Annotated in this window: 24 protein-coding genes, 1 pseudogene and 1 riboswitch; of the genes and pseudogenes, 13 read left to right on the top strand and 12 right to left on the bottom strand. The window is 70.5% G+C overall.

All coding sequences use genetic code 11. From position 1 onward, the window contains the following. Positions 1–109: 109 nt before the first annotated feature. Positions 110–241, top strand: a riboswitch (cobalamin riboswitch). A gap of 140 nt (positions 242–381) precedes the next feature. The 4 genes from ABZX79_RS32340 (at position 382) to ABZX79_RS32325 (ending at position 5111) form a co-directional block, all read left to right on the top strand. After that, positions 382–2784 carry a ribonucleoside-diphosphate reductase subunit alpha gene (locus ABZX79_RS32340; protein ID WP_355265732.1) on the top strand — a complete coding sequence of 801 codons (2403 nt, stop codon included), beginning with the start codon at positions 382–384 and terminating at the stop codon, positions 2782–2784. Next, on the top strand, positions 2784–3800 hold the full coding sequence (locus ABZX79_RS32335) for a ribonucleotide-diphosphate reductase subunit beta (protein WP_355265729.1): 1017 nt from the start codon (positions 2784–2786) through the stop codon (positions 3798–3800). Before ABZX79_RS32340 ends, ABZX79_RS32335 begins: the two co-directional genes overlap by 1 nt. A gap of 148 nt (positions 3801–3948) precedes the next feature. Then, positions 3949–4785, top strand: coding sequence for a hypothetical protein (locus ABZX79_RS32330; RefSeq protein ID WP_355265726.1), 837 nt, complete (start codon positions 3949–3951; stop codon positions 4783–4785). Then, entirely contained in the window at positions 4782–5111 is a 330-nt protein-coding gene (locus ABZX79_RS32325) for a hypothetical protein (RefSeq protein WP_355265723.1), read from the top strand. The genes ABZX79_RS32330 and ABZX79_RS32325 overlap by 4 nt, the downstream gene beginning before the upstream one ends. An 18-nt stretch (positions 5112–5129) precedes the next feature. Here the strand turns inward: ABZX79_RS32325 and ABZX79_RS32320 are convergent, their stop codons facing one another. After that, positions 5130–5738 carry an NAD(P)H-dependent oxidoreductase gene (locus tag ABZX79_RS32320; RefSeq protein WP_355265720.1) on the bottom strand — a complete coding sequence of 203 codons (609 nt, stop codon included), beginning with the start codon at positions 5736–5738 and terminating at the stop codon, positions 5130–5132. Positions 5739–5904: 166 nt separating this feature from the next. Here ABZX79_RS32320 and ABZX79_RS32315 point away from each other — a divergent pair, with 166 nt between their 5' ends. Beyond that, complete coding sequence (locus tag ABZX79_RS32315) at positions 5905–6759, top strand: helix-turn-helix transcriptional regulator (RefSeq protein WP_355265717.1); 855 nt, start codon at positions 5905–5907, stop codon at positions 6757–6759. A gap of 216 nt (positions 6760–6975) precedes the next feature. Continuing rightward, positions 6976–7944 (top strand): helix-turn-helix domain-containing protein, encoded by a 969-nt coding sequence (locus tag ABZX79_RS32310; RefSeq protein ID WP_355265714.1) that lies wholly within the window; start codon positions 6976–6978, stop codon positions 7942–7944. 9 nt (positions 7945–7953) lie between these two features. On the opposite strand, the pseudogene ABZX79_RS32305 reads toward ABZX79_RS32310, so the two are convergent. The 9 genes and pseudogenes from ABZX79_RS32305 to ABZX79_RS32265 form a co-directional block, all read right to left on the bottom strand. Further along, a pseudogene (locus ABZX79_RS32305) lies at positions 7954–8347 on the bottom strand (D-Ala-D-Ala carboxypeptidase family metallohydrolase); the annotation flags it as partial. 123 nt (positions 8348–8470) lie between these two features. Continuing rightward, on the bottom strand, positions 8471–9112 hold the full coding sequence (def, locus tag ABZX79_RS32300) for a peptide deformylase (protein ID WP_355265711.1): 642 nt from the start codon (positions 9110–9112) through the stop codon (positions 8471–8473). 70 nt (positions 9113–9182) lie between these two features. Continuing rightward, positions 9183–10169, bottom strand: coding sequence for a hypothetical protein (locus ABZX79_RS32295; RefSeq protein WP_028811741.1), 987 nt, complete (start codon positions 10167–10169; stop codon positions 9183–9185). 115 nt (positions 10170–10284) lie between these two features. Next, a complete protein-coding gene (locus ABZX79_RS32290; RefSeq protein WP_355265708.1) occupies positions 10285–11559 on the bottom strand; it encodes an HD domain-containing protein in 1275 nt (424 codons plus the stop codon). A gap of 148 nt (positions 11560–11707) precedes the next feature. After that, the gene (locus ABZX79_RS32285) at positions 11708–13114 is read right to left on the bottom strand and encodes an HD-GYP domain-containing protein (protein WP_355265705.1); all 1407 of its coding nucleotides are present in this window, start codon (positions 13112–13114) and stop codon (positions 11708–11710) included. Between the two features lie 157 nt (positions 13115–13271). Then, a complete protein-coding gene (gene rsrA, locus ABZX79_RS32280; protein ID WP_355265702.1) occupies positions 13272–13652 on the bottom strand; it encodes a mycothiol system anti-sigma-R factor in 381 nt (126 codons plus the stop codon). Then, positions 13649–14311 carry a sigma-70 family RNA polymerase sigma factor gene (locus tag ABZX79_RS32275; protein ID WP_069927024.1) on the bottom strand — a complete coding sequence of 221 codons (663 nt, stop codon included), beginning with the start codon at positions 14309–14311 and terminating at the stop codon, positions 13649–13651. The genes rsrA and ABZX79_RS32275 overlap by 4 nt, the downstream gene beginning before the upstream one ends. 234 nt (positions 14312–14545) lie before the next feature. Continuing rightward, positions 14546–15166 (bottom strand): alpha/beta family hydrolase, encoded by a 621-nt coding sequence (locus ABZX79_RS32270; RefSeq protein WP_355265699.1) that lies wholly within the window; start codon positions 15164–15166, stop codon positions 14546–14548. Between the two features lie 345 nt (positions 15167–15511). Then, on the bottom strand, positions 15512–16327 hold the full coding sequence (locus ABZX79_RS32265) for an SOS response-associated peptidase (RefSeq protein ID WP_355265696.1): 816 nt from the start codon (positions 16325–16327) through the stop codon (positions 15512–15514). Between the two features lie 49 nt (positions 16328–16376). On the opposite strand from ABZX79_RS32265, the gene ABZX79_RS32260 reads away from it, so the two are divergent. From ABZX79_RS32260 to ABZX79_RS32245, 4 genes are all read left to right on the top strand, one after another. Continuing rightward, positions 16377–17099, top strand: a complete 723-nt coding sequence (locus ABZX79_RS32260; RefSeq protein ID WP_355265693.1) for a M50 family metallopeptidase — start codon at positions 16377–16379, stop codon at positions 17097–17099. 103 nt (positions 17100–17202) lie between these two features. Beyond that, positions 17203–18546 carry a 3-phosphoshikimate 1-carboxyvinyltransferase gene (aroA, locus tag ABZX79_RS32255; RefSeq protein ID WP_355265691.1) on the top strand — a complete coding sequence of 448 codons (1344 nt, stop codon included), beginning with the start codon at positions 17203–17205 and terminating at the stop codon, positions 18544–18546. 14 nt (positions 18547–18560) lie between these two features. Further along, positions 18561–19571 (top strand): ribosome small subunit-dependent GTPase A, encoded by a 1011-nt coding sequence (rsgA, locus tag ABZX79_RS32250; protein ID WP_355265688.1) that lies wholly within the window; start codon positions 18561–18563, stop codon positions 19569–19571. A 90-nt stretch (positions 19572–19661) separates the two neighbouring features. Next, the gene (locus ABZX79_RS32245) at positions 19662–19985 is read left to right on the top strand and encodes a multidrug efflux SMR transporter (protein ID WP_355265685.1); all 324 of its coding nucleotides are present in this window, start codon (positions 19662–19664) and stop codon (positions 19983–19985) included. On the opposite strand, the gene ABZX79_RS32240 is transcribed toward ABZX79_RS32245, so the two are convergent. After that, on the bottom strand, positions 19951–20652 hold the full coding sequence (locus ABZX79_RS32240) for a TetR/AcrR family transcriptional regulator (protein ID WP_355265682.1): 702 nt from the start codon (positions 20650–20652) through the stop codon (positions 19951–19953). The genes ABZX79_RS32245 and ABZX79_RS32240 overlap by 35 nt on opposite strands. Before the next feature lie 152 nt (positions 20653–20804). Between ABZX79_RS32240 and hisN the strand changes: the two genes are divergently transcribed. Both hisN and ABZX79_RS32230 read left to right on the top strand, forming a co-directional pair. Continuing rightward, complete coding sequence (hisN, locus tag ABZX79_RS32235; RefSeq protein ID WP_214978159.1) at positions 20805–21599, top strand: histidinol-phosphatase; 795 nt, start codon at positions 20805–20807, stop codon at positions 21597–21599. A gap of 200 nt (positions 21600–21799) precedes the next feature. After that, entirely contained in the window at positions 21800–22213 is a 414-nt protein-coding gene (locus ABZX79_RS32230) for a CBS domain-containing protein (protein ID WP_355265678.1), read from the top strand. A gap of 64 nt (positions 22214–22277) precedes the next feature. Here the strand turns inward: ABZX79_RS32230 and ABZX79_RS32225 are convergent, their stop codons facing one another. Continuing rightward, on the bottom strand, positions 22278–23747 hold the full coding sequence (locus ABZX79_RS32225) for a catalase (protein ID WP_355265675.1): 1470 nt from the start codon (positions 23745–23747) through the stop codon (positions 22278–22280). Positions 23748–23871: 124 nt separating this feature from the next. Here ABZX79_RS32225 and ABZX79_RS32220 point away from each other — a divergent pair, with 124 nt between their 5' ends. Further along, positions 23872–24288, top strand: a complete 417-nt coding sequence (locus tag ABZX79_RS32220) for a Fur family transcriptional regulator (RefSeq protein WP_215130520.1) — start codon at positions 23872–23874, stop codon at positions 24286–24288. Positions 24289–24377: the final 89 nt, after the last annotated feature.

Raw genomic sequence — 24377 nt, 5'->3', positions numbered from 1 at the left:
TCTCAGCCCCTCCGGCGTTTGAGGAGCGGGGTCTGGGACCCTCGGCACAGGACTCCGGTGCCCTTCCCGCGTGACACAACATGTGGGGGCTGCACCATCCAACCGCCCCCACATGTATGCTCATGCTCGCTGTCGCCGCAGGGGAATCCGGTGTGAATCCGGAACTGTCCCGCAACGGTGTGATCGGTGTGCTTTTGCGCACCCAGGAGTCCGAACACCTGCCGACGGCGTATCCGGCTCGACCGAACCGGATACCGACACGTCCGGGCCTCGCGGTTGGGCCGGTGGACGCTACGCGGTGTGCCGCCCTTCAGGGGTGACGTGTGCCCGTACGCCCCCGCCTCCCCCGCCGGCCCCGAGCCGAGCGAGGGAGAGCACCGCGTGACCATCGCGCCAGCCGATCCGGCAACTGCCACGGAGTCGACGGAGTCGTCGGAGTCGTCTGAAGGAGCTGGGACCGCACTTCTGCGGACCCTGACCGACCTCACCGCCGACCTCACCGACACCGACCCGGGCAGAGTCGCCGCAGCCGCACTGCGCGGCCGCAACGCGGCGTCGGACGCAGCGGAGCTCCGGGGTCTCGCCACCGACGCCGCCGCCGGGCTGATCTCCGAGGACCCGGCGTACTCCCGCCTCGCGGCCCGCCTCCTGACCCGCACGATCCGGGACGAGGCGGCGACGCAGGGCGTCCGTACCTTCTCCGAGTCGGTCTCCGTCGGCCACCGCGAGGGCCTGATCGCCGACCGTACGGCCGACTTCGTGACCGCCCACGCGGCCCGCCTGGACGCACTCGTCGACACCGCGGCCGACGACCGCTTCGGTTACTTCGGCCTGCGCACGGTCTACAGCCGCTACCTCCTGCGCCACCCGATCACCCGTCAGGTGATCGAAACGCCCCAGCACTTCATGCTGCGCGTCGCGTCCGGCCTGGCGAAGGACGAGTCGGCAGCGGCCGCCGACGAGGTCGCCGCGCTGTACCGCCTGATGAGCCGCCTCGACTACCTCCCGTCGTCGCCTACGCTCTTCAACTCCGGTACGCGCCACCCGCAGATGTCGTCCTGCTACCTGCTGGACTCGCCGCTCGACGAGCTCGACTCGATCTACGGCCGGTACCACGAGGTCGCGCGCCTCTCGAAGCACGCGGGCGGCATCGGCCTCTCGTACTCCCGCATCCGCGCCCGCGGCTCCCTGATCCGCGGCACGAACGGCCACTCCAACGGCATCGTCCCCTTCCTGCGCACCCTCGACTCGTCGGTCGCCGCCGTCAACCAGGGCGGCCGCCGCAAGGGCGCGGCCTGCGTCTACCTGGAGACGTGGCACGCGGACATCGAGGAGTTCCTGGAGCTCCGCGACAACACGGGTGAGGAGGCGCGGCGTACGCACAACCTGAACCTCGCGCACTGGATCCCCGACGAGTTCATGCGCCGCGTCGACGCGGACGCCGACTGGTCGCTGTTCTCGCCCTCCGACGTTCCCGAGCTCGTCGACCTGTGGGGCGACGCTTTCGACGCGGCGTACCGCAAGGCGGAGGCGGACGGACTGGCCCGTACGACGATTCCCGCGCGCCAGCTGTACGGCCGGATGATGCGCACCCTGGCGCAGACCGGGAACGGCTGGATGACGTTCAAGGACGCGTCGAACCGTACGGCGAACCAGACGGCCGAACCCGGCTCCGTCGTCCACTCCTCGAACCTCTGCACCGAGATCCTTGAGGTCACGGACGACGGCGAAACGGCCGTCTGTAACCTCGGCTCGGTCAACCTCGGTTCGTTCGTTCTCGGGAACGGCGAAATCGACTGGGAGCGGCTGGACGAGACCGTCCGTACGGCCGTCACCTTTCTCGACCGCGTAGTCGACATCAACTTCTACCCGACCGAGCAGGCCGGCCGCTCCAACGCCAAGTGGCGTCCGGTGGGCCTCGGCGCGATGGGTCTCCAGGACGTCTTCTTCAAGCTGCGCCTGCCCTTCGACTCCCCCGAGGCACTGGCCCTCTCCACGAAGATCGCCGAGCGCATCATGCTCGCCGCGTACGAGGCGTCCTGCGACCTCGCCGAGGTCAGCGGCCCGCTCCCGGCCTGGGAGAAGACCCGCGCGGCGCGCGGTGTCCTGCACCCCGACCACTACGGCGTCGAGGTCACCTGGCCGGAGCGGTGGGACGCGCTGCGCGCCCGTATCGCCAAGACCGGAATGCGCAACTCCCTGCTCCTCGCGATCGCGCCGACCGCGACCATCGCGTCGATCGCGGGCGTGTACGAGTGCATCGAGCCGCAGGTTTCCAACCTCTTCAAGCGCGAGACGCTGAGCGGTGAATTCCTCCAGGTCAACGCCTACTTGGTGGAGGACCTGAAGAAGCTCGGCGTGTGGGACGCCCAGTCCCGCGAGGCGCTGCGCGAGGCGAGCGGCTCCGTCCAGGGCTTCAGCTGGATCCCCGAGGAAGTACGGGCCCTCTACCGCACCGCGTGGGAGATCCCGCAGCGCGGACTGATCGACATGGCGGCGGCCCGTACGCCGTACCTCGACCAGTCGCAGTCCCTGAACCTCTTCCTGGAGACGCCGACCATCGGGAAGCTCAGCTCGATGTACGCGTACGCCTGGAAGAAGGGGCTGAAGACGACGTACTACCTGCGCTCGCGCCCAGCGACCCGCATCGCCCGCGCAGCCGGCTCCGGCGCGACCGCCGCCGCCCCCATCCCCGTACAGCAGACCACGACCGCCACCGCTCCCGACGCGGACGCGATCGCCTGCTCCCTTGAGAACCCCGAGTCCTGCGAGGCCTGCCAGTAATGTCGACCAATACCGAAAAGAACCTGCTCGACCCGGGCTTCGAGCTGACTCTTCGCCCCATGCGCTACCCGGACTTCTACGAGCGCTACCGGGACGCGATCAAGAACACCTGGACAGTGGAGGAGGTAGACCTCCACTCGGACGTCACCGACCTCGCCAAGCTCTCACCCGGTGAGCAGCACATGATCGGCCGGCTGGTCGCGTTCTTCGCGACGGGCGATTCGATCGTCTCCAACAACCTGGTGCTGACGCTCTACAAGCACATCAACTCCCCCGAGGCGCGCCTCTACCTCTCGCGCCAGCTCTTCGAGGAAGCCGTACACGTCCAGTTCTACTTGACCCTCCTGGACACCTACCTCCCCGACCCGGACGACCGCGCGGCGGCGTTCGACGCGGTGGAGGAGATCCCCTCGATCCGCGAGAAGGCGCAGTTCTGCTTCAAGTGGATGGACTCGGTCGAGAAGATTGACCGCCTGGAGTCGAAGGCCGACCGCCGCCGCTTCCTGCTGAACCTGATCTGCTTCGCGGCGTGCATCGAGGGGCTGTTCTTCTACGGTGCGTTCGCGTACGTCTACTGGTTCCGCTCCCGGGGCCTGCTGCACGGCCTGGCGACCGGCACGAACTGGGTTTTCCGGGACGAGACCATGCACATGAACTTCGCGTTCGAGGTCGTGGACACCGTCCGCAAGGAGGAGCCGGAGCTCTTCGACGACGCCCTCCAGCAGCAGGTCACGGACATGCTGAAGGAGGCCGTCGAGGCTGAGCTGCAGTTCGGCCGCGACCTGTGCGGTGAGGGCCTGCCCGGGATGAACACCGAGTCGATGCGCGAGTACCTCCAGTGCGTCGCCGACCAGCGTCTGGAGCGCCTCGGTTTCGCCCCGGTGTACGGCTCGGAGAACCCGTTCTCGTTCATGGAGCTCCAGGGCGTCCAGGAGCTGACGAACTTCTTCGAGCGCCGCCCGTCGGCGTACCAGGTCGCGGTCGAGGGCTCGGTCGCCTTCGACGACGACTTCTGATCCGTCCTCAGGGTGTGGGCTGTCTCGCATGCGTGCGGGACAGCCCACACTCGTCTTTCCGGCTGTCTCGTTCACGCTCCACCGTCCACCCTCCACCCTTCACCGGCGACGCCCCACCTGCTCTACTGAAACGGTGGGGGACGAAGGCATGGACGATCTCCGGGCACTCGCCGACGCAGGCGACTGGATCGCGGGCTGCCGGCTGGCCGAGCTGCTGGCCGAGCAGGACCGCACCGAGGAGGCCATCGCCGTAGTGCGCGCCCTCCCGGTCGGGTCCGGCACACGCAAACTGCTGGTCCGCCTGCTTCTCCAGTCGGGCCACATCGAAGAGGTACGGGCCCGGGCCTACGAAGGCGATGTCTACGCCCGCTCCCGGCTGGCGGAGCTGTTCGCCGAGCAGGGCCGCGTCGAGGAGCTGCGGTTACTGGCCGTCGGCCGCGCCCACACGTACGTCGCCAGGCTGCTGGCCCGGACGCTGGCGGGGCAGGACCGCGTCGACGAGGCGGTGGCCGTCATGCGGGCGCGCGTCGACAGCGGCGACCCGGACGCTTTCGACTGGCTCGTCGACCTGCTGATCGAGCAGGGGCGCGTCGAGCAGGCCGTCGCCGCACTGCGTACCCGGGCCGACGCATACGACACGGACGCCGGTTACCGGCTCGCCAGTTGCTGGCGGAGCACGGACGTACCGACGAGGCCATCACCGTCCTGCGGACGCGCACCCGCGCTCCCGCCCGGCTGGCGGAGCTGCTGGCCGCACAGGGCCGTATCGACGAGGTGGTGGCCGTGCTCGACACCGAGGCGGCCGCCGGTCACCGGTACGCCATGGAGTTGCTGGTCGACCTGCTGGCCGACCAGGGCCGGATCGACGACCTGCGCGCCCGCGCGGAGGCCGGCAACAGCGCAGCCGCCGGGCGGTACGCCGACTGGCTCGTCGCACACGGCGCCATCGACGAACTGCGCGCCCGCACGGACGCCGGGGACGTGATCTCCTCGGTACGTCTCATCCCTCTCCTGGCCAGGCGCGGCCGTACCGCCGATCTGCGCGAACTCGCCGACGCGGGCAACACCTACGCGGGCCTGATGGCGCTGTTCACCGAACTGGGCCAGGTCGAGGAGGCCCTGGACATCATCCGGGCCGGCGGCAACGACTGGCACATGCACGGTCGCCTCTCCGACAGGATCGTCGAACTGCTGGCCGTGCGGGGCCGGACCGAGGAGGCCATCACCGTCGCGGAAGCCCGCGCCGCCGAGGGCGACGAGGACGCCGCGGCCTGGGTGACACGGCTGCGGGCCGTCGAGGGCGGAGCATGAGACAGGCCCGCCGGATCCTCAGACCGCGAGCGGGTACTCCCGCCTGGCGTAGTGGAGGACCTTGCCCCACCACAGAAGCTGGTCGAGCAGGACCTTCGCGGCGCCGTTCGGCTCCTCGGGGTTCTTCAAGCTCCCGTCGGGGCTGAACAGCTCGTAGTAGCGGGGGAACGAGACGTAGTCGCGGACCGTGTGGGCGTGCAGCTCGTTGAAGACCTGGCGAAGCTGTTCGATGGCCAGGAGGCCGCCGCTGGCGCCGCTGTAGCCGACGAACCCGATCGGCTTGGCCTGCCACTCGGTGTAGTGCCAGTCGATCGCGGCCTTCAGCGAGGCCGGGAAGCTGCGGTTGTAGTCCGGCGTCAGTACGACGACCGCGTCGGCCGCGGCGAGCCGGCGCGTGAGGGGCTCCATGCTCGCGGGGCGGGGCAGGTTCGGCTCCATCGCCGGTGGGACGGCCGGCAGCTCCAGCGGGATCGGCGTGTCCGCCAGGTCGATGAGGTCTACGTTGAACCGCCCGTGCTGCTGGGCCTGTTCGACGAACCAGTTCGCTACGACCGGGGCGAACCGGCCCTCCCTGACGCTCCCGATGATCACGGCGAGGTTGAGGGGGGTGGTGGTCTCACTGGGCATGGCTGTGCTCCCTGTCCGACGTGCGAAGTGCGAAGTGTGGAAGTGACCCGCGTTCCGGGGTCATGTCCATCAATCTGCCGGGCGGAGCCAGGACCAGGAAGGCCGGGCCGAGACTGGTAGTGCCAGGGCCACGATCCGTGTCGTACGCCGGTGTTACGTTCACCGGGTGAGCGACAACGAGCTGGGTCTCTTCCTGCGCATCCGCCGCGAAGCCGTCACACCCGCCGAGGTGGGACTGCCCACCGGCGCCCGCCGCCGCACACCGGGCCTGCGCCGCTCCGAGCTGGCCACGCTCGCGGGCGTCAGTGTCGAGTACGTGACGCGTCTTGAGCAGGGGCGCGACCGCCGGCCCTCCCCGCAGGTGCTGTCCGCGCTGGCCGACGCGCTGCGGCTGCCGCCGAGCGAGCGCATCCACCTGCACCGCCTCACCAAGGCGGCCGACGCGGGCTTCAACTGCATGGGCGGCGCGTCACCCGCCCGTACGGTGCGCCTCACCGTGCGGGCCCTGCTCGACCGCCTCGAACCCGCCCCGGCCGTGCTGATCAACCGGATGAGCGAGATCCTGGCCTGGACGGAGGGTTACGAGCGGCTGGCGGGCCCGGTCGGCCTGCTGGACGGCAGCCCGCCGAACCTCGCCCGCTTCGTGTTCACCGATCCCCGGGCGCGTACGGCGTACCCCGACTGGGACCACGCCGCCGACGAGCAGGTCGCGGCCCTCAAGCAGGGACCGTTCCGGGCGGACCGCCATGTCGCCCTGCTCGCCGACGAGTTGAGCGTAACCGCCGGTTCGGACTTCACCGGGCGCGTGGACACCGTGCCCGGCCTCCCGAAGTCCAGCGGCGTCACGCGGTTCGCACACCCTGAGGTGGGTGAGCTGAGGCTGGCGTACGAGACGCTCGAACTGCCCGCCGACGACGACCTGCGGCTGATCGTTCACCTGCCGGCCGACGACAGCACGGCGGCCGCGCTGGACCGCCTCACCGGCCGCCGGCCGGGCGCGCTGCGGGCGGTTTCTGGCTGAGGTGACCGGCGGGGGTTTTCGGCATCGCGCAGTTGCCGGTCGATCCGGCGTTCCCTGGCGTGGCCGATGAACGACGGGAGGGTGAGGAGGGTGAAGACGACGACGACTGCGAGGTAGTTCAAGAAGGTTTCCATGGCCTCCACTCTGGTCTTCGGGGCCAAGAAAAGTCAGTGGCAGGACTGTCATGGAACCTCGAATTACTGCCACACTGGCCGCATGCTGAAAAACGTGGCCGTAGCCCTCGTCGACGGAGTCAATCCCTTCGAACTCGGCGTTGTCTGCGAGGTGTTCGGGATGGACCGGAGCGATCAAGGGCTGCCGGTCTACGACTTCGCGGTCTGCGCCGCCGAACCGGGCCCGATCGCCGCCCGTTCCGGCGCCTTCTCCATCTCCGTACCGCACGGACTCGACCGGCTGGACAGCGCCGATCTCATCGCCATCCCCGCCGACCAGCACTGCGAGGCCCGCACCTACCCCGAGCCGCTGCTCGACGCACTGCGCCGGGCCGTCGACCGCGGTGCCCGCGTGCTCAGCGTCTGCTCGGGCGCGTTCGTGCTCGGCGCGGCGGGGCTGCTGGACGGGCGCCGCTGCACGACCCACTGGCGGCACTCCGCCGAGCTGGCGCGCCGCCATCCGCGGGCCAAGGTCGAGCCCGATGTGCTGTACGTCGACGAGGGCTCGGTCATCACGTCGGCCGGGACCGCCGCCGGGATCGACGCCTGCCTGCATCTCATCCGCCAGGAGCACGGGTCCGAGGTCGCCAACACCATCGCCCGCCGCATGGTCGTCCCGCCGCACCGCGACGGCGGCCAGGCGCAGTACATCGAGCGGCCGCTGACGCACGTGCGCTGCGACACGGTGGGCGAGGTGCTGGCCTGGATGGAGCGGCATCTGGACCAGGAGATGACCGTGGAGCAACTGGCGGACCGGGCGCACATGTCGCCCCGGACGTTCGCTCGGCGCTTCCTCCAAGAGACGGGCACGACGCCGTACCGCTGGCTGCTGCGCCAGCGGGTGCTGCTGGCGCAGGAGTTGCTGGAGGCGACGGACGATACGGTGGACGCGATCGCGGGCCGCGCCGGGTTCGGGAACGCGGCGGCGCTGCGTCATCAGTTCGTACGGTCACTGGGGACGACCCCGAACGCGTACCGCCGTACGTTCCGGGGGCCGGCGCTGGCCGCGTAGGGCCTTGGCCGGGCCGAGAATGCCGTTGGAGCCGTGGTTACGGGCCTGCTTGGCCAGCGTGCACAGGGAGTGCGGGCCGGATCCGAGGTCGGCGGCGTCGCCGTACAGGTGGCGGCCGCTCGACGCCCCGCCGACCGCGTCGTTGCACGCGTGCGAGCGGAAGCCGCGGCTTCCACATGGTGCGCAGGGCGTTGGACTTGGCGGTGGCGGCGGTGGTCGCGGGGCCGTAGTCACCGTCGATCGCGGGAACCGCGCCGTAGCCCGGGCAGCCGCCCAGCCGGATTTAGAGCTGGGTGACGTCGCCTCCGGTGGCGCCCTGGGAGAGGGCGCGGGACCAGGTGGAGCAGCCGTCGGCGTGCGCGGTGCCGGCGGTGGCGACCGTACCGGCCGGCGTGGCAACCATGAGGAGCGGACGAGCTGCGGTACGCCCGAGACTGACGCGCCGGTCGACGCGCGCCAACAGGACGACTGCCAGGGTCGTTTGTCGGACCAATGGCGGTCGCCCCGTCGGCAACGGCGGAAAGGATCAGTCGTTCGGGACGGTCTCGTAGCGCGCCGTGCCCTCGGCCATCTGCTTCAGCGCGTCCTTGCGGTCGCGCTTCGAGAGGCGGTCGATGTACAGGTAGCCGTAGAGGTGGTCCGTCTCGTGCTGGAGGCAGCGCGCGAAGTAACCGGTGCCGCGCACCTTGATCGGGTTGCCCTGGGCGTCCTGGCCGTGCACCACCGCGTAGTCGGGGCGGGCCAGTTCGGCGTACGCCGTCGGAACGGACAGGCAGCCCTCATTGGCCTCGTCGAGCTGACGCTGGTCCTGCGGAAGCTCCTGGAGGACCGGGTTGCAGACCACGCCGACGTGGCGCACACCGTCGTCGTCCGGGCAGTCGTACACGAAGACCTTGAGGTCGACACCGATCTGGTTGGCGGCCAGGCCGACACCCTCGGCCGCCCGCTGGCTGGCGAACATGTCGTCGATCAGCGCGGCGAGCTTGTCGTCGAACTCCGTGACGTCCTTGCACTCCTTGTGGAGCACCGGGTTCCCGACGACGGTGATGGGGCGGGCGGTGCCGCGCTCGCGGTACGCCTGCTCGCGCTCCTCGGTGTTCTCCGTGTCCACGACGAACCCGTCGTTGATGACCTGCTGGTCCGTCTGGTCCGTCTCCTGCTGCGACATGTCCGCCGTACGCCTTCCTCAAAAACCCCGAAAACTTCAATCCAATGCCCGTACAGCCTACGGCCAGGCTTCAGCAGACTTCCTCGAGATCCCGCCACTCACGGCTGTCGGGGTTGTCGGCCACCCACCCGTCGAGCAGCCCCCGCACCAGCCCGGCCGGCGCCGCGATGCCGCACTCGCGCTCCGGCAGCCACAGCTCGCCCGCACCGGCGGTGCGGTGGCCGAGCGGTCCCGGGTGGCCGGGCTCGCTGTGGTCGTGCGGGTCGAGGTGCTCGCCGTCGCCCTCGTCGCTGGGCATCTGCGACTCGGAGCAGGACCGGCACAGCAGCCGTACGGACGACGACCAGTCCTCGGCCGCAAACCCCGCGTCGGCGGCCAGCCGCTCCAGGGCGTCCCGGTCGGCCTCGGTGGCAGCCTCAAGGAGAACCACCCAGGTCGGCACCGGCGAGGGAGCCCACAGCTCGATCTCGTCGAATACGGGGAATGACGGGCCCGCGGCGGTGACGCGCTCGCCGTGCGGTACGCCGTCGTGCAGGACCACCTCGCCCCAGCGCCGCCCGGACGACGGCAGCGGAATAGAGAGCACCTCTATCCGTGCTGGGTCGAGCCTGCGGCCCCACACCACCTCGGCCTCGCCCTCGGGCGAGAGGCGGACGGCGGCGCTGCCCAGCTCCATGCCGTGCGGCTCGCCGCTCTCGGTGGGCTCGCCGGGCACCTTCAGTCCGTACGCCTGCCAGGCCCGGCGGGCCAGCGGCCAGTCCTGGAGCGCGGTGGCCGCGATGCCGACGTTCCACCAGTCCGGGGCGCCGGTCTCCCGGTCGAGGAGGGCGACGGCGCGCAGGCCGGCGGAGCGTGCCTGCTCCCAGTCGTGCCGGAACTTGTGCAGAAGCGCGAGGTTGAACCAGGACTCGGACAACCACGGCTCGAGGTCGGCCGCGCGTGTCAGCAGCGCTCCCGCGTCCTCGTACCGACCGTCGCCGATCAGCGTGAACGCGCGGTCGGTGGCCTGCCGCCACGAGGCGGATGGCCGATGCCGTACCTTCCCGAAGATCTTCACGATTCCCGCCTGTCCCGCCTGCCGGTCGCTGAAGGTCAGTCCCCCCGGACGCCCTCTTCTTCCTCTTCTTCGCATCCAACCATGCCGGGTCACGGGGCCGCTCATTACCCATGGGTTACCCAGGTGGGGACGGGGTCAGACCGCCCCGGGACAGGACACGCGCCAGGGATTCCACGACCTCGGGCTGATAGTCGCGGCCGGTGCCCAGACGCAGCTGTTCCAGGGCGCTGAGCGGCCCGCCCAGTCCACCCCCGCTTTCCCCCGACAGATCGTCGTATGCATTGACGGCGCGGACGATCCGGGCGGAAAGCGGCTGCTCCCGGTACGGATCCGCCTGCCGCTCCACGACCACCGCGACCTCGGCGGGGACTCCGGTCTGGCGTACGACCGCTCCCCCGAGGAGGGCGATACGGCGCTGCTCGGCGGCCGGGAGGGAGGCGGTGGCTCCGCCCTGCACCGGGTCGAGGAGGGAGAGCTGCCCGATGTCGTGCATGAGGGCGGCGTACTCCAGGACGGTGAGATCCGGCTCGGAAAGCCCCAGCTCACGCCCCACGGCGCGGCTGAGCAGGGCGACGCGGCGGGCGTGGCCCTGGGGGGTGTAGCCGGCGATCTCGGTGGCGCGGGCGAGCGAGGTGATGGTCTGGCGGTACGTCGTACGGACGGCGGCGTACCGGCCGAAGGACAGCTGGGTGAGCAGCAGCGGCACGCAGAAGACGGGCAGCGCCCAGAGCCCCGCGACGGCGACACCGAGCGCCATGACAGCCCCCGTCGCACAGACGGCCGACCCGATCCCGAGCAGTGCCCGCAGCTCGTCGCGCAGAAGCGGCCCGTACGGGTAGCCGGTGCGGGCGCGCGCCATGGTGGCGGCGAGGACGGCGTCGCAGAGAGCGGTGAGCACGAGGAGGAGAAGGAGGAAGAGCGCGTGGTACGGGCCGTGGCCGACCCACTTCCCCCACAGCCCCAAGTTGTACAGCGGCTGGAAGCAGACGGCGGCGAAGGCGACGGTGAGGACACGCCGGGCCACGTGATCGAGGACGGGCCCGTGCCCGGCGGCGATGTGCGGCACGGCGCCGGCGAGGGCGGCCGCGACGACGACGGCGACGACCTGGAGGACGCCGTGGGTGGTGGCCTGCCCGGCGATCTGGCCGAGCAGGGCGTACGCGAGGGCGCCGGCGGCGCCGAGCGGCGCGGGCTCCCGCTCGGCGGGCAGCGCCGACGGACGACCCCGTACGCCCCACCGGGAGAGCTCACCGAGGGTGATGAGCGCGCCGAAGGCGAGGGCGACGCCGGGTTCGGTGATGCCGTGCCAGAGGGTGTCGCCGAGCGCGTACGCGGTGAGCACGGCTGCGGAGCCGTACACGAGCCCGAAGGAAAGCGCCGCCCCCCTCACGCGACACGCTCCGCGCACGGAGGGCGTGAGGAGCGGGGTCTGGGGCAGCGCCCCCACGCGGCGGAGCCGCACATGTCACAGCCGGGAAGGGGCGGGTAGGGGAAAAGCTCCGCTGGACACCACCCGGGCCCGGTGACCGGGGCGGCGCTCACCCGGGCCCGCCCGGGGCCTGGGGCCGGCCGGCGGCAGCGGGAGGAGCAGCGAGATCCTCGCCCGTACGCGCTGCCGGGACGTTTCCTCTGAGGTCGGACTGTTCGTCCGAAGTGACCCGGGGGTGCCACCCCTGCCGGGCCAGCGCCCGCGTCAGCGCCTGCACCATCAGCGGATCGAACTGCGTCCCCGCACACCGTTCCAGCTCCCGCAGAGCCGTCCCCACCGGCCGCGCCCGCCGGTACGACCGCGTGGACGTCATCGCGTCGAACGCGTCCGCGACAGCGACCACCCTGGCGAACTCCGGGATCTGGCCGCCGGCCAGCCCGTACGGATAGCCGCTCCCGTCCAGCCGCTCGTGATGGTGCAGGATCGCCGCCCGCGCCTCCCCGAGAAAACCGATCCCCCGGACCATCTCGTGCCCGTACTCGGGATGCAGCTCGATGACCCGGCGCTCCTCGGGCGTCAGCGGCCCGTCCTTGCGCAGCAGTCGCGTCGGGACGCCCAGCTTGCCGACATCGTGCAGGATCCCGGCAAAGCGAAGCACCTCGATGCGGTCCTCCTCCATGCCGAGCTCGCGCGCGATCATCACGGACGCGCGGCCGACGCGTTCGCTGTGCCCGCGCGTGTACTGGTCCTTGATGTCGACAGCCTGCACGAGGGCGCGGATGGTGGCCTGGTGGGCGGCGCGCTCGCGGTGGTACTGCGCGAAGACCCAGCAGGAGATGTACATCGGCAGCAGCACGAAGAGCGCGGCGAGCGCCCCGTACGGACTCCTCCACAGCACGGCCATCATCAGCCCGGCCAGCCCCTGCACACAGTGCGGCGGAACGGACCGCAGCAGCAGCCCCCGCCAGGCCGTGCGCGCGGGCAGCCGCTCGGCGGTGGCGAGGATGCCTCCGTCGAGGGCGGTCAGCACCAGGCAGAAGGCGAGGACGGCGGCCCCGGCCGGCAGCAGGACGTACGGAAAATGGGGCGCGGCCGACGGCCCGGCCACTCCCCCGCCCAGCGACGCACCGCCGTCCAGGAACACGCAGACATGCGCCGCGCACCACGCGGCAAGCGCGAGCTGAGCCGCCCGCCACGCCCGCCGCACCGCGCGCGGCCGCCGCTCGACATGGCCGACGAGCGCCCCCGGTACGGCGACGAGCGCGGCGGCCGACGGCGGCAGCAGCAGCACAGCGGCGAGCAGCACCGGAAAGAACGAGCCCGCCCCCACCCGCACAGCGCTCACGAGAAACGGCCGGCGCCCGAGCAGCTCGCAGGCGGCGTAGAGCGCGGCGAGCAGCGCGGCGGTGCCCCACGGGGTGCCGGCGCCCGGCAGCAGGGCGGGGAGCGCACAGCAGGCGGCCGCGAGCAGCGCACACAGAATGTACGCGCGCGCCGCCACCGAAAGGGCTCTCACCAGCTGACTCCTGTTGTCCCGCGTCCACCCGCCACAATTCGTGCGCCAGGCTAGCGAGTTGAGCGGAGCCGGAGACGACGAAGCGGCCGATTAGCACCTTCGAGTGATAATCGGCCGACTTCGCGACAAGCGGTGAGAAGGGGGAAGAGCGGGGAGGCTACGCCTCGTTGGCGGCGGCCGGCAGATCGGCGGCGGCCGCGGCCGTAGTCGGCGTCGTCGGCCCAGTGGGCGCAGTGGGCGCAGTGGGCGCAGTCGCCGTAACGTCCTGCTCGGGCACGGCCTGCCCCGACCGGATCAGGTCAATCCGCCCCATGACCTTGGACCGCAGGTCGGCCGGTACGTCGTCACTGCCGCAGCAGCGCTTCACCAGCTTCTTCACGGCCTGTTCGAGGCCGTATTTCTCCAGGCACGGGGAGCACTCCTCGAAGTGCACCTCGAACTTGGTGCAGTCACTGTCGGGCATCTCGTGGTCGAGGAACTCGTAAAGATGATCCAGGACCTCTGAGCAGTCAGTCTCGTGCGGCTCTCCGCAGCTCATGAGCCCGAACCTTTCCCGTCGTTCGACTCTCCGGCACCCGCCGGAACCAGCCCGCGGTCACGCGCGTAGTCCTCGAGCATGCCGCGCAGTTGACGGCGGCCCCGGTGCAGCCGGGACATCACCGTGCCGATGGGTGTTCCCATGATGTCCGCGATCTCCTTGTACGCAAAGCCCTCTACATCCGCGAGGTAGACCGCGATGCGGAACTCCTCGGGAATCGCCTGCAGCGCGGACTTGACGTCCGAGTCGGGCAGGTGGTCGAGCGCCTGCGACTCGGCTGAACGCAGGCCGGTCGACATGTGCGACTCGGCGCGCGCGAGCTGCCAGTCCTCGATCTCCTCGGCGCCACTGCGCTGAGGCTCCCGCTGCTTCTTCCGGTACGTGTTGATGAAGGTGTTCGTCAGAATGCGGTAGAGCCACGCCTTCAGATTCGTACCTTCACGGAACTGGTGGAAGGACCCGTACGCCTTGGCATACGTCTCCTGCACCAGGTCCTCCGCATCGGCCGGATTGCGCGTCATGCGCAGCGCGGCCGAGTACATCTGGTCGAGGAAGCCCAGGGCGTCGCGCTCGAAACGCGCGTTGCGCTCGACGGTGCTCTCCTCCGCCGCCTGGCCACCGTCGTCGGTCCCTGTGTCGGTCCCAGTGACCGGACCCACCTCCTCCAACGCCGTGGCGGGGCCGAATGCGGACCCGCTCGAATCGGAGGATAGACGACGATCCTGCCCGGCCGCCGCCCGACGAGGGGCGGTCTTGGCCGCAGTGAGCACCGTCCACTCCAGGTCAGCGGTGTTCGAGCGGCTCGGGCAGATGGTCGATCCCATGCGACGGACTCCCTCTCCACGTACGTGCGGTGTATGTCGACGCACGCAATAACAGAGGTGTCGCGCGCATCATTCCCGCAACCGGTCGATCCAGTTCCCCACGGCGTCCGTGATCGTCTCCACGACCTGTTCCGGACTGACCCCTGCCTTCTTCGGTACGGCGAACCCGTGGTCCCCGTACGGGACCTCCACGAGGTCGTACGCCCCGTCCGGGAACTCCTCGGGCTTACCGAAGGGATCATTCCCTCCCTGTACGACCAGGGTGGGGACCCCGGCGCCCAGCAGCTCCTCGGCCCGGGACTTCTCGGGCCGCCCGGGCGGGTGCAGGGGGAAACTCAGCGCGAGTGCTGCGTGCGCGCCGAGTTCCACGGCGGTACGGCACGCGACGCGCGCCCCGGCGCTGCGTCCGCCGGCCACGACGGGCAGGCCGGGCTTGACCAGCGCGGGCCACAGCCCACGCCACCCGGCGTCCAGCGTCTTGGGCGCGGGCGCCACTTTCTTCCCGGCCACCCGCCAGGGCTGCTCCACGAGAGCAACACTCACCCCGCGAGCGGGCAGCGCGGCCGCCAGGCCCTGAAGATCCCGGGCCCCGATGCCTCCGCCGGCCCCATGACTGACGGCCAGCACGATCCAGGCCGCCTCGGCCTCGACCCAGGTAATCCGCGCCTGCCCAGCTTCGGTATCAACCATCTCACTCCGCGTCACGCCCCCATCCTGCCGGACGGCCCCAAACGGCGCCTGCGGCGCTTTTCCCCACCCCGCCCCTTCCCGCTGTGACACTTTGCGGCTCCGCCGCGTGAGGGGCTCCGCCCCAGACCCCGCTCCTCAAACGCCGGAGGGGCTGGATGGTGCCGCTCGGTGGCAATGTGGCCCGCTGAGCGGGAATGTTCCCGCTCAGCACGCAAATCCAGCCCGTCCGGCGTTTGAGGACACGCCCGCAGGGCGTCCCGGGGGGCCTGGGGGCTTGCCCCCAGTTCGGGAAGGGGCGGGTCGGGGAAAAGCCCGCGCAGCGGCACCCACCCGCACCCACCAGGATCAGAACAACGTCTCCACCTCCGGCGCCGCCAGCTCCTCCACCAGCTCCGGCCCGTTGTTGCGGACGTTGCTCACAGCCGTGGCCACCGGATACGCCCGCATCAGCCCACCCGCCGGCGGCGCCAGCAGCGACCGCACCTCCTCGACATCCGTACGGCCCGGATCCAGCCACGCATCCCACCGGTCCGGCGTCAGCATCAGCGGCATCCGGGGGTGGATATCGGCCAGCGATCCCGGCCCGGCGGCCGGCGCCACCGCGAGCGGCGACTTCTCCGCCTCGGTCGTGATGACGGAGCACGTCACCCACCACGCCTGCGGATGACCGTCCGGCAGCGTCGGGTCGCGCCAGAAGTCGTACAGCCCGGCCATCGCCATGACCGACCCGTCCGCCGGCGTCACGAAGTACGGCTGCTTTAGCGGCCGCTTCTTCTTCCCCTGCTCCTCCAGCTGCCGCTCGTCCACCCCGGTGACCCACTCGTAGTAACCGTCGGCCGGAACAAGACAGCGCCGCGAGACGAGCAGCTGCCGGAACGACGGCTTCTCGTGCACCGTCTCCGCCCGCGCGTTGATCATCCGCGCCGCGCCCTCGGGTGATTTCGACCACGAGGGCACGAGCCCCCACTTGAGCGTTCTCAGCTGCCGAACCGGACCCTCGTCCCGTGCGTCCTTAACAGGACGCTCCAGAACCACGTGGACTTCCTTCGTGGGAGCCACGTTCCAGTCCGGAGCGAGTGCCTCCTTCGGGTCCCACTTCCGCACATCGAACAGCCCGACCAGATCCTCGGGCCTCCGGCTCGCCGCATACCGTCCGCACATAAGTGCCAGACTGCCACGACTGCCCAGACCTCAAGGAGCCGCCCGGAAAATGGACAGCACCCAGCTCGGCGACCTGTGGGTCGGCGCTCTCGACGTATTCGGCACGCAGCCCGATCCCGACCAGTGGCTCGTGATCGCGACCGCCCTCGTCGCACTCGCCGTCGTCCTCCCGCGCGTCATATGGCGGGTGGCGCGCAACGCCATCACCATCGCCCACGAGGGCGGCCACGGCCTGATCGCGCTGCTCACGGGCCGCAGCCTGGACGGCATACGTCTTCACTCCGACACCAGCGGTCTGACCGTCAGCCGGGGCAAGCCGACCGGCATCGGCATGATCCTCACGGCCGCCGCCGGCTACACCGCCCCGTCCCTCCTGGGCATCGGCGGTGCCTGGCTGCTCGCCGCGAACCACATCACGCTCTTCCTCTGGGTCGCGACGGCTCTGCTGCTCGCGATGCTGGTGATGATCCGGAACGCGTACGGCGCCCTGACAGTGATCGTCACCGGCGCGGCCTTCCTCCTCGTCTCCTGGCTGACGACCGCCGAGGTCCAGGCCGCCTTCGCGTACGCCGCCGTCTGGTTCATGCTCATCGGCGGTGTGCGTCCCGCCTTCGAGCTCCAGTCCAAGCGCCGTCACGGCGGCGCCCCCGACTCGGACGCCGACCAGCTGTCGCGCCTCACACACGTACCGGCCGTGCTGTGGCTGTTCTTCTTCCACACGGTGTCGGTCTGCGCACTGCTGGGCGGCGGCCGCTGGCTGCTCGGGCTGTAACGGCCGTCACTGCTCGTCAGACGCTGTCAACACTGAGTTACGCCCGGGTTTCGCCACATTTGATCAAGATCCGGGTTCGCCGCGAGCCACTAAAGTGATGGCCATGACCGAAAGCCCCGTGCACCCCGCCCTCTGGCCCGCCCCGCGCGCGGGCGAAGCCGTCGACGCGACCGTCACCGTGCCCGGATCGAAATCGGTCACCAACCGCGCTCTCGTCCTGGCGGCCCTCGCCGCCGAACCCGGATGGCTTCGCCACCCGCTGCGCTCCCGCGACACGCTGCTGATGGCGGACGCGCTGCGCGCGATGGGCGTCGGCATCGAGGAGACCGTGTCGTCCAGCTCCTCCGCCACGGGCGAGCTCGACGGCTCCGGCGAGGCCTGGCGCATCATCCCGGCGGGGCTGCACGGCCCGGCCACCGTCGACGTCGGCAACGCCGGCACGGTGATGCGCTTCCTGCCGCCCGTCGCGGCGCTCGCCGACGGCGACATCCGATTCGACGGCGACCCCCGTTCGTACGAACGCCCGCTCGGCGCCGTCATCGAAGCGCTGCGCACACTCGGCGCCCGTATCGACGACGACAGCCGCGGCGCGCTCCCGCTGACCGTGCACGGCAGTGGCGCCCTGGACGGTGGAGCGGTCGACATCGACGCGTCCTCCTCCTCGCAGTTCGTGAGCGCGCTCCTGCTGTCCGCCCCCCGCTTCAACCAGGGCGTGGAGGTACGTCACACCGGCGCCACGCTCCCGTCCATGCCGCACATCCTGATGACCGTCGACATGCTGCGCGCGGTCGGCGCCCAGGTGGACACCCCCGAGTCCGGCGGTGAGCCCAACGTCTGGCGGGTCTCCCCCGGCGCCCTGCTCGGCCGCGACCTGACCATCGAGCCCGACCTGTCCAACGCGCAGCCGTTCCTCGCCGCCGCGCTGATCACCGGCGGCCGCGTCACCATCCCCGACTGGCCCGAGCGCACCACCCAGCCGGGCGACGCGCTGCGCGAGATCTTCACCGAGATGGGCGGTTCCTGCGAGCTCACCGAGCAGGGCCTGACGTTCACCGGTACGGGCACGATTCACGGCATCGACGTGGATCTGGGGGACGTCGGCGAGCTGACCCCCGGCATCGCGGCGGTCGCCGCGCTGGCCGACTCCGAGTCCGTACTGCGCGGTGTCGCGCATCTGCGCCTGCACGAGACGGACCGGCTGGCCGCTCTCACCCGGGAGATCAACGCGCTCGGCGGTGACGTCACCGAGACCGAGGACGGCCTGCGCATCCGGCCGCGCCGCCTGCACGGCGGGATCTTCCACACGTACCACGACCACCGCATGGCGACCGCGGGCGCGATCATCGGCCTCGCCGTCAAGGACGTACAGATCGAGAACGTGGCCACGACCGCCAAGACACTGCCCGACTTCCCGCAGATGTGGACCGGAATGCTCGACGGAAACTGACGGGGCCTGACGACATGCGCCGCTACGGCAAGAACCCCGACGAAGACGACATCCGGACCCGCCCGAACCCCAAGGGCAACCGGCCTCGCACCCATACCCGCCCCAAGCACGAGGACGCCGTCGAAGGCTTCGTCCTGACCGTCGACCGGGGCCGCATCACCTGCCTCGTCGGCGACCGTACGGTCGTCGCGATGAAGGCCCGCGAGCTGGGCCGCAAGTCCGTCGTCGTGGGCGACCAGGTCGCCATCGTCGGCGACCTGACAGGCGACAAGGACACGCTGGCCCGCATCGTCCGCGTCGAGCCGCGACGCTCGGTGCTGCGCCGCACCGCCGACGACGACGATCCGTTCGAGCGCGTGGTCGTCGCCAATGCCGACCAGCTCGCGATCGTCACGGCCCTGGCCGACCCCGAGCCGCGCCCGCGCATGATCGACCGCTGCCTGGTGGCGGCGTACGACGCGGGGCTCACGCCGCTTCTCGTGCTGACGAAGTCGGACCTGGCCTCGCCGGAGCCGCTGCTCCAGGCGTACCGCCCGCTGGGTGTCCCGTACCTCGTGACCAGTCGCGAGGAGCTGGAGAGCGGGGCGGCGACCGAGCTGGTCCGCGCGCAGCTCGACGACCACGTCACGGCGTTCGTCGGCCACTCGGGTGTCGGAAAGACGACGCTGGTCAACACGCTCGTACCGGAGGAGCGGCGGCGTACGACCGGTGTGGTCAACGCGGTCACGGGGCGCGGCCGGCACACCACCACATCGGCCCTCGCACTGCCGCTGTCGGAAGGCAAGGGCTGGGTGGTCGATACGCCCGGCGTGCGTTCCTTCGGGCTCAACCACGTGGATCCCTCGCGCGTCATCCTCGCCTTCCCCGACCTGGAACCGGGGACGGAGAGCTGCCCGCGCGGCTGCAGCCACGACGAGGCGGAGTGCGCGCTGGACCAGTGGGTGGCCGACGGTCACGCCGATCCGGCCAGGCTCGACTCGCTGCGCCGGCTGCTCGCCACCCGGGAGCGACGCGAAGGCGACTGACCGCGTCACGTTTGCCGCCGCCCACTCCTGGTAAGTGCATAATCGCACCAAGTCAGACGAAGCAGTCACCGACGCGGGAGGGCACCGACCATGGCGTGGCTGCTGGTGATAGTGGCAGGACTGCTGGAGACCGGTTTCGCGGTGTGCCTGAAGCTGTCCCACGGCTTCACCAGGCTCTGGCCGACGGTGGCCTTCGCCGCGTTCGCGCTGGGCAGCTTCGGCCTGCTGACGCTCGCGCTGCGGAAGCTCGACGTGGGTCCGGCGTACGCGGTGTGGACCGGCATCGGCGCCGCGGGCACCGCGATCTACGGGATGGTCTTCCTCGGCGACGTGGTCTCGACGCTGAAGCTGATCTCGATCTCGCTGGTGATCATCGGCGTCATCGGGCTCCAGCTCTCGGGCTCGGCCCACTGACACTCGGCCCGCTGACAGTCGGCCCACTGAGGGCAACCCGCAAGAGCCGCGCGAAGTCCTCCCCGGAAGCCGGGGGCGCGACAACGTACGAGAGCGCGAGCCGCACGGTCAGCTCGCAGCGGTACGCGATGTCCGCGGCCTCCTCTTTCGTACGTCCTCTCCCGAGCGCGGCGAGCGCCCTGTCCCGTACCGCCGCGGCCAGCTCGGCGGGCCCCGGCGAACCGGCGTCGGCGCGGCGCTGGGCGGGCACCGGGGAGACCGAGACGGTGCGGACGGTCCTGGCGGGGTGCGGTGCGGGCAGCTTTTCGCCCCAGCAGCCGGTGAGCAGGGCGCGTACGAGCGGATTGGCGCGGGCGGCGGCGACGGTCCACTCGGCGACGGCGACGAGCCGGTCCTGGATGCCCGCGCCCGGACCGGCCGTCCCGGCCGCACCGGCCGCACCGGCCGTCCCGCCGGCCAGCGCCCGCTCGACTCCCGCCAGATAGCCGTCGGCCTCGCGGCGCACCAGCGCGCGGGCGAGGCCGTCCTTGCTGCCGAACTCGTTGTAGAGGCTCTGCCGCGAGACGCGGGCCGCGGCGGCCACGTCGACCATCCGCACCCCGGGCCACGGACGGCCCGCGAGCGCGGTAAAGGCGGCGTCCAACAAGGCTTCTCGCGCTGTGGGCATCGTGGCGTTGCCTCCCCGGCTGCTCCGGTTTCAGAGTTGACGCGCCGCCGGGCACTGTCAATGGCCCGTACGTCGCTGCGTAGGGCCAGGGGACCACGCCCGCACAGCGAGACCATGTGGTTTGTACAGAACGCGGTCGATACTGTTCAGTCATGCCCGACTATCACGATGATCTGCGCTTTGCCCATGTCCTCGCGGACGCCGCGGACGCCACGACGATGGAGCGCTTCAAGGCGCTTGATCTCAAGGTCGAGACCAAACCGGACATGACACCGGTGACGGAGGCCGACAAGGCCGCCGAGGAGCTGATCCGCAGCCACCTGCACCGCGGCAGGCCGCGTGACGCCGTTCTGGGCGAGGAGTACGGGCTCCAGGGCACGGGCCCGCGCCGCTGGGTGGTCGACCCGATCGACGGCACCAAGAACTACGTGCGCGGGGTGCCGGTCTGGGCGACGCTGATCTCACTCATGGAGGCCGGCGAGCACGGCTTCCAGCCCGTGATGGGCGTCGTGTCGGCGCCCGCGCTGGGCCGCCGCTGGTGGGCGGCGAAGGGCGCCGGAGCGTACACCGGGCGCAGCCTCACCTCTGCGACGCGCATCCACGTCTCCAAGGTCGACGAGATCGCGAACGCGTCCTTCGCGTACTCCTCGCTCAGCGGCTGGGAGGAGCAGGGCCGGCTCGACGGCTTCCTGGACCTGACCCGCGACTGCTGGCGGACGCGCGGGTACGGCGACTTCTGGCCGTACATGATGGTCGCCGAGGGTTCGGTGGACATCTGCGCGGAGCCGGAACTGTCGCTGTGGGACATGGCCGCGAACGCGATCATCGTCCAGGAGGCGGGCGGCGTCTTCACGAGCCTCGAAGGAGTGACGGGACCTCACGGCGGCAATGCCGCGGCGTCCAACGGCCTGCTCCACGAGGAGATGCTCGGCTACCTCCGCGGCTGACAGCTACGCCGCGCACGGACGCGCACGGACGCGCACGGACGAAACGGGCGCGTGGAGGCGCGCGATCATGCGAATCGCCTCCCGCGCCCTCTTGTTGCCTTGCCTCCTGGCTGCCACTCTGACAGTCCCCCCACTTGTGAACTTGTGAATCGGTTCTCGTATCTCTCGATGCCCGCTTCACCAAGGAGGTGGCTCTGTCCATGCTCGTCCGTGACGCCATGAGCACGGTGGTCCTCACCATCGGCCCCGCCCACACGCTCCGCCAGGCAGCCCGCCTGATGGCAGAGCGCCGCGTCGGGGCGGCCGTCGTCCTCGACACCGACGCCGACGGACTCGGCATCCTGACCGAACGCGACATCCTCGTCTCCGTCGGGTCGGGCCAGGACCCCGACCTCGAAACGGCAGGCACCCACACCACCACCGACGTCGTCTTCGCGGCGCCCTGCTGGACGCTCGAAGACGCCGCCGACGCCATGGCGCACGGCGGCTTCCGGCACCTGATCGTGCTGGACGGCGACGGCCCCGTCGGGGTCGTCTCCGTACGCGACATCATCCGCTGCTGGGCACCGATCCGCAGGCAGCAGCGCTCCCAACCGACCGCCCTCGTGAGCTGAGCGCGAAAGAGGGCCGGACTCCCCTGGGGGAATCCGGCCCTCTGCCTACGACAAGCGGTCCGTACTAGCCGCGCAGGGCCTGGACCGCGGCCTCCAGCCGCTTGCCGAAGTCACCGTCGGCCTGACGGAAGTTGTTGACCGCGCGCTCCGCGATGTCGTCGCGCGACACCTTGGAGATGAACCCGGCGAGGTTCTCGATCAGGCGGCCCTTCTCGTCCTCCGACATCATCCGGTAGAGGTTCCCCGCCTGGACGAAGTCGTCGTCCTCGGCGTGACGCGGGGCCTCGTGGTTGCCCGTGCCGCCGGTGACGGGGACGGGCTCCCACAGCGGCCGGCCCGTCTGCTCGGGGCCGCCGAAGCTGTTGGGCTCGTAGTTCTTGGTGCCCTTGTGGCGGCCGTCGTACAGGTAGCCGTCACGGGAGTTCGTCCGCGCCTCGGTGGCGTGCGGGCGGTTCACCGGCAGGTGGTCGGCGTTGATGCCGACGCGGTAGCGGTGGGCGTCGCCGTACGCGAAGAGACGGCCCTGGAGCATCTTGTCGGGGGACGGGCCGATGCCCGGCACGAAGTGCGCGGGGCTGAAGATCGACTGCTCGACCTCGGCGAAGATGTTCTCCGGGTTGCGGTTGAGCTCCAGCTTGCCGATCTCGATCGGCGGGTAGTCCGCGTGCGGCCAGACCTTGGTCAGGTCGAACGGGTTGAAGCGGTACGTCGCCGCCTCGGCCGCCGGCATGATCTGCACCTGCACGGTCCAGGACGGGAAGTCACCGCGCTCGATGGACTCGCGCAGGTCGCGCTGGTGCGAGTCGGGGTCGACGCCGGAGAGGCGGTTGGCCTCGTCGGTGGTGAGGTTCTTGATGCCCTGGTCGGTCTTGAAGTGGTACTTGACCCAGAAGACCTCGCCGGCCTCGTTGTTCCACTGGTACGTGTGCGAGCCGTACCCGTTCATGTGGCGCAGCGTCGCCGGGATGCCGCGGTCACCGAACAGCCAGGTCACCTGGTGCGTCGACTCGGGGCTCAGGCCCCAGAAGTCCCACACGTTGTCGGCTTCCTGCGAGCCCGTGTACGGGTCACGCTTCTGCGTGTGGATGAAGTCGGGGAACTTGATGGCGTCCTTGATGAAGAAGACGGGCGTGTTGTTCCCGACGAGGTCGTAGTTCCCCTCCTCCGTGTAGAACTTCAGCGCGAAGCCACGGGGGTCGCGCACGGCGTCCGCGGAGCCGAGGTTGCCCGCGACGGTGGAGAAGCGCAGGAAGGTCTCGGTCTTCTTGCCGACCTCGGAGAGGAACTTCGCCCGGGTCCACTGCGAGACGTCACGGGTCACGGTGAAGGTGCCGTACGCACCGGCGCCGCGCGCGTGGACTATGCGCTCCGGGATGCGCTCGCGGTTGAAGTGGGCGAGCTTCTCGAGCAGCGCCTGGTCCTGGACCAGAACGGGGCCGCCTACGCCAGCGGTCTCGCTGTTCTGGTTGTCGGCGACCGGCGCGCCGGCCTCCGTGGTAAGCGGTCCCTGCGTCACGTGCGCCTCCTGCGTCATACCTGCAAGTCCTGTCCCTTGGCGTTTGCCGTTCCCGATCCTACAATGGACATTGTCTAAGTCAAGCAAACATCCAAAGTCACATCCGTTCGGGACCTGGGTCCCCCACTGTTAGGCTGGTCCCATGAGTGACCTGTTGGAACGACTGCGCGGACGCGGCTGGCGTATGACCGCTCAGCGGCGCGTCGTGGCCGAAGTCCTTGACGGGGACCACATCCACCTGACCGCCGACGAGGTGCACGCGCGCGCCGTGGCGAAGCTGCCGGAGATCTCCCGGGCGACCGTCTACAACACGCTGGGCGAGATGGTCTCCCTCGGCGAGGTGCTGGAGGTCTCCACGGACCGCCGGGCGAAGCGGTACGACCCGAACGCGCACACCCCGCACCAGCACCTGGTCTGCGCGCGGTGCGGCGCCATCCGGGACGTACACCCGGTGGGCAATCCGCTCACGGACCTGCCGGACTCCGAGCGCTTCGGCTTCACGATCTCGGACGTGGAAGTGACCTACCGGGGCACGTGCCCCAACTGCGCGTCCGCCTGACGCCGGCACGAACGAACGACGCGGAGGGGCCGGCCGCCTCGCGGGGTTCCCGCGCGTGGGGCTGGGCGCGATGGTCGAGTCCGTGCTCG

The sequence above is a fragment of the Streptomyces sp. NPDC002994 genome, assembly GCF_040611155.1.
Lineage (GTDB): Bacteria > Actinomycetota > Actinomycetes > Streptomycetales > Streptomycetaceae > Streptomyces.
The sequence above is the reverse complement of the archived record's forward strand: the minus strand, read 5'-3'. Positions and strand labels throughout refer to the sequence as shown.

What these genes read in the sequence shown, in the direction of transcription:
- ABZX79_RS32335 (WP_355265729.1), top strand. Translation starts at nt 2,784, where the DNA reads ATGTCGACCAATACCGAAAAGAACCTGCTCGACCCGGGCTTCGAGCTG.
- ABZX79_RS32330 (WP_355265726.1), top strand. Translation starts at nt 3,949, where the DNA reads ATGGACGATCTCCGGGCACTCGCCGACGCAGGCGACTGGATCGCGGGC.
- ABZX79_RS32320 (WP_355265720.1), bottom strand. Translation starts at nt 5,738, where the DNA reads ATGCCCAGTGAGACCACCACCCCCCTCAACCTCGCCGTGATCATCGGG.
- ABZX79_RS32310 (WP_355265714.1), top strand. Translation starts at nt 6,976, where the DNA reads ATGCTGAAAAACGTGGCCGTAGCCCTCGTCGACGGAGTCAATCCCTTC.
- def (WP_355265711.1), bottom strand. Translation starts at nt 9,112, where the DNA reads ATGTCGCAGCAGGAGACGGACCAGACGGACCAGCAGGTCATCAACGAC.
- rsrA (WP_355265702.1), bottom strand. Translation starts at nt 13,652, where the DNA reads ATGAGCTGCGGAGAGCCGCACGAGACTGACTGCTCAGAGGTCCTGGAT.
- ABZX79_RS32270 (WP_355265699.1), bottom strand. Translation starts at nt 15,166, where the DNA reads ATGGTTGATACCGAAGCTGGGCAGGCGCGGATTACCTGGGTCGAGGCC.
- ABZX79_RS32265 (WP_355265696.1), bottom strand. Translation starts at nt 16,327, where the DNA reads ATGTGCGGACGGTATGCGGCGAGCCGGAGGCCCGAGGATCTGGTCGGG.
- ABZX79_RS32260 (WP_355265693.1), top strand. Translation starts at nt 16,377, where the DNA reads ATGGACAGCACCCAGCTCGGCGACCTGTGGGTCGGCGCTCTCGACGTA.
- aroA (WP_355265691.1), top strand. Translation starts at nt 17,203, where the DNA reads ATGACCGAAAGCCCCGTGCACCCCGCCCTCTGGCCCGCCCCGCGCGCG.
- rsgA (WP_355265688.1), top strand. Translation starts at nt 18,561, where the DNA reads ATGCGCCGCTACGGCAAGAACCCCGACGAAGACGACATCCGGACCCGC.
- ABZX79_RS32245 (WP_355265685.1), top strand. Translation starts at nt 19,662, where the DNA reads ATGGCGTGGCTGCTGGTGATAGTGGCAGGACTGCTGGAGACCGGTTTC.
- ABZX79_RS32240 (WP_355265682.1), bottom strand. Translation starts at nt 20,652, where the DNA reads ATGCCCACAGCGCGAGAAGCCTTGTTGGACGCCGCCTTTACCGCGCTC.
- hisN (WP_214978159.1), top strand. Translation starts at nt 20,805, where the DNA reads ATGCCCGACTATCACGATGATCTGCGCTTTGCCCATGTCCTCGCGGAC.
- ABZX79_RS32230 (WP_355265678.1), top strand. Translation starts at nt 21,800, where the DNA reads ATGCTCGTCCGTGACGCCATGAGCACGGTGGTCCTCACCATCGGCCCC.
- ABZX79_RS32225 (WP_355265675.1), bottom strand. Translation starts at nt 23,747, where the DNA reads ATGACGCAGGAGGCGCACGTGACGCAGGGACCGCTTACCACGGAGGCC.
- ABZX79_RS32220 (WP_215130520.1), top strand. Translation starts at nt 23,872, where the DNA reads ATGAGTGACCTGTTGGAACGACTGCGCGGACGCGGCTGGCGTATGACC.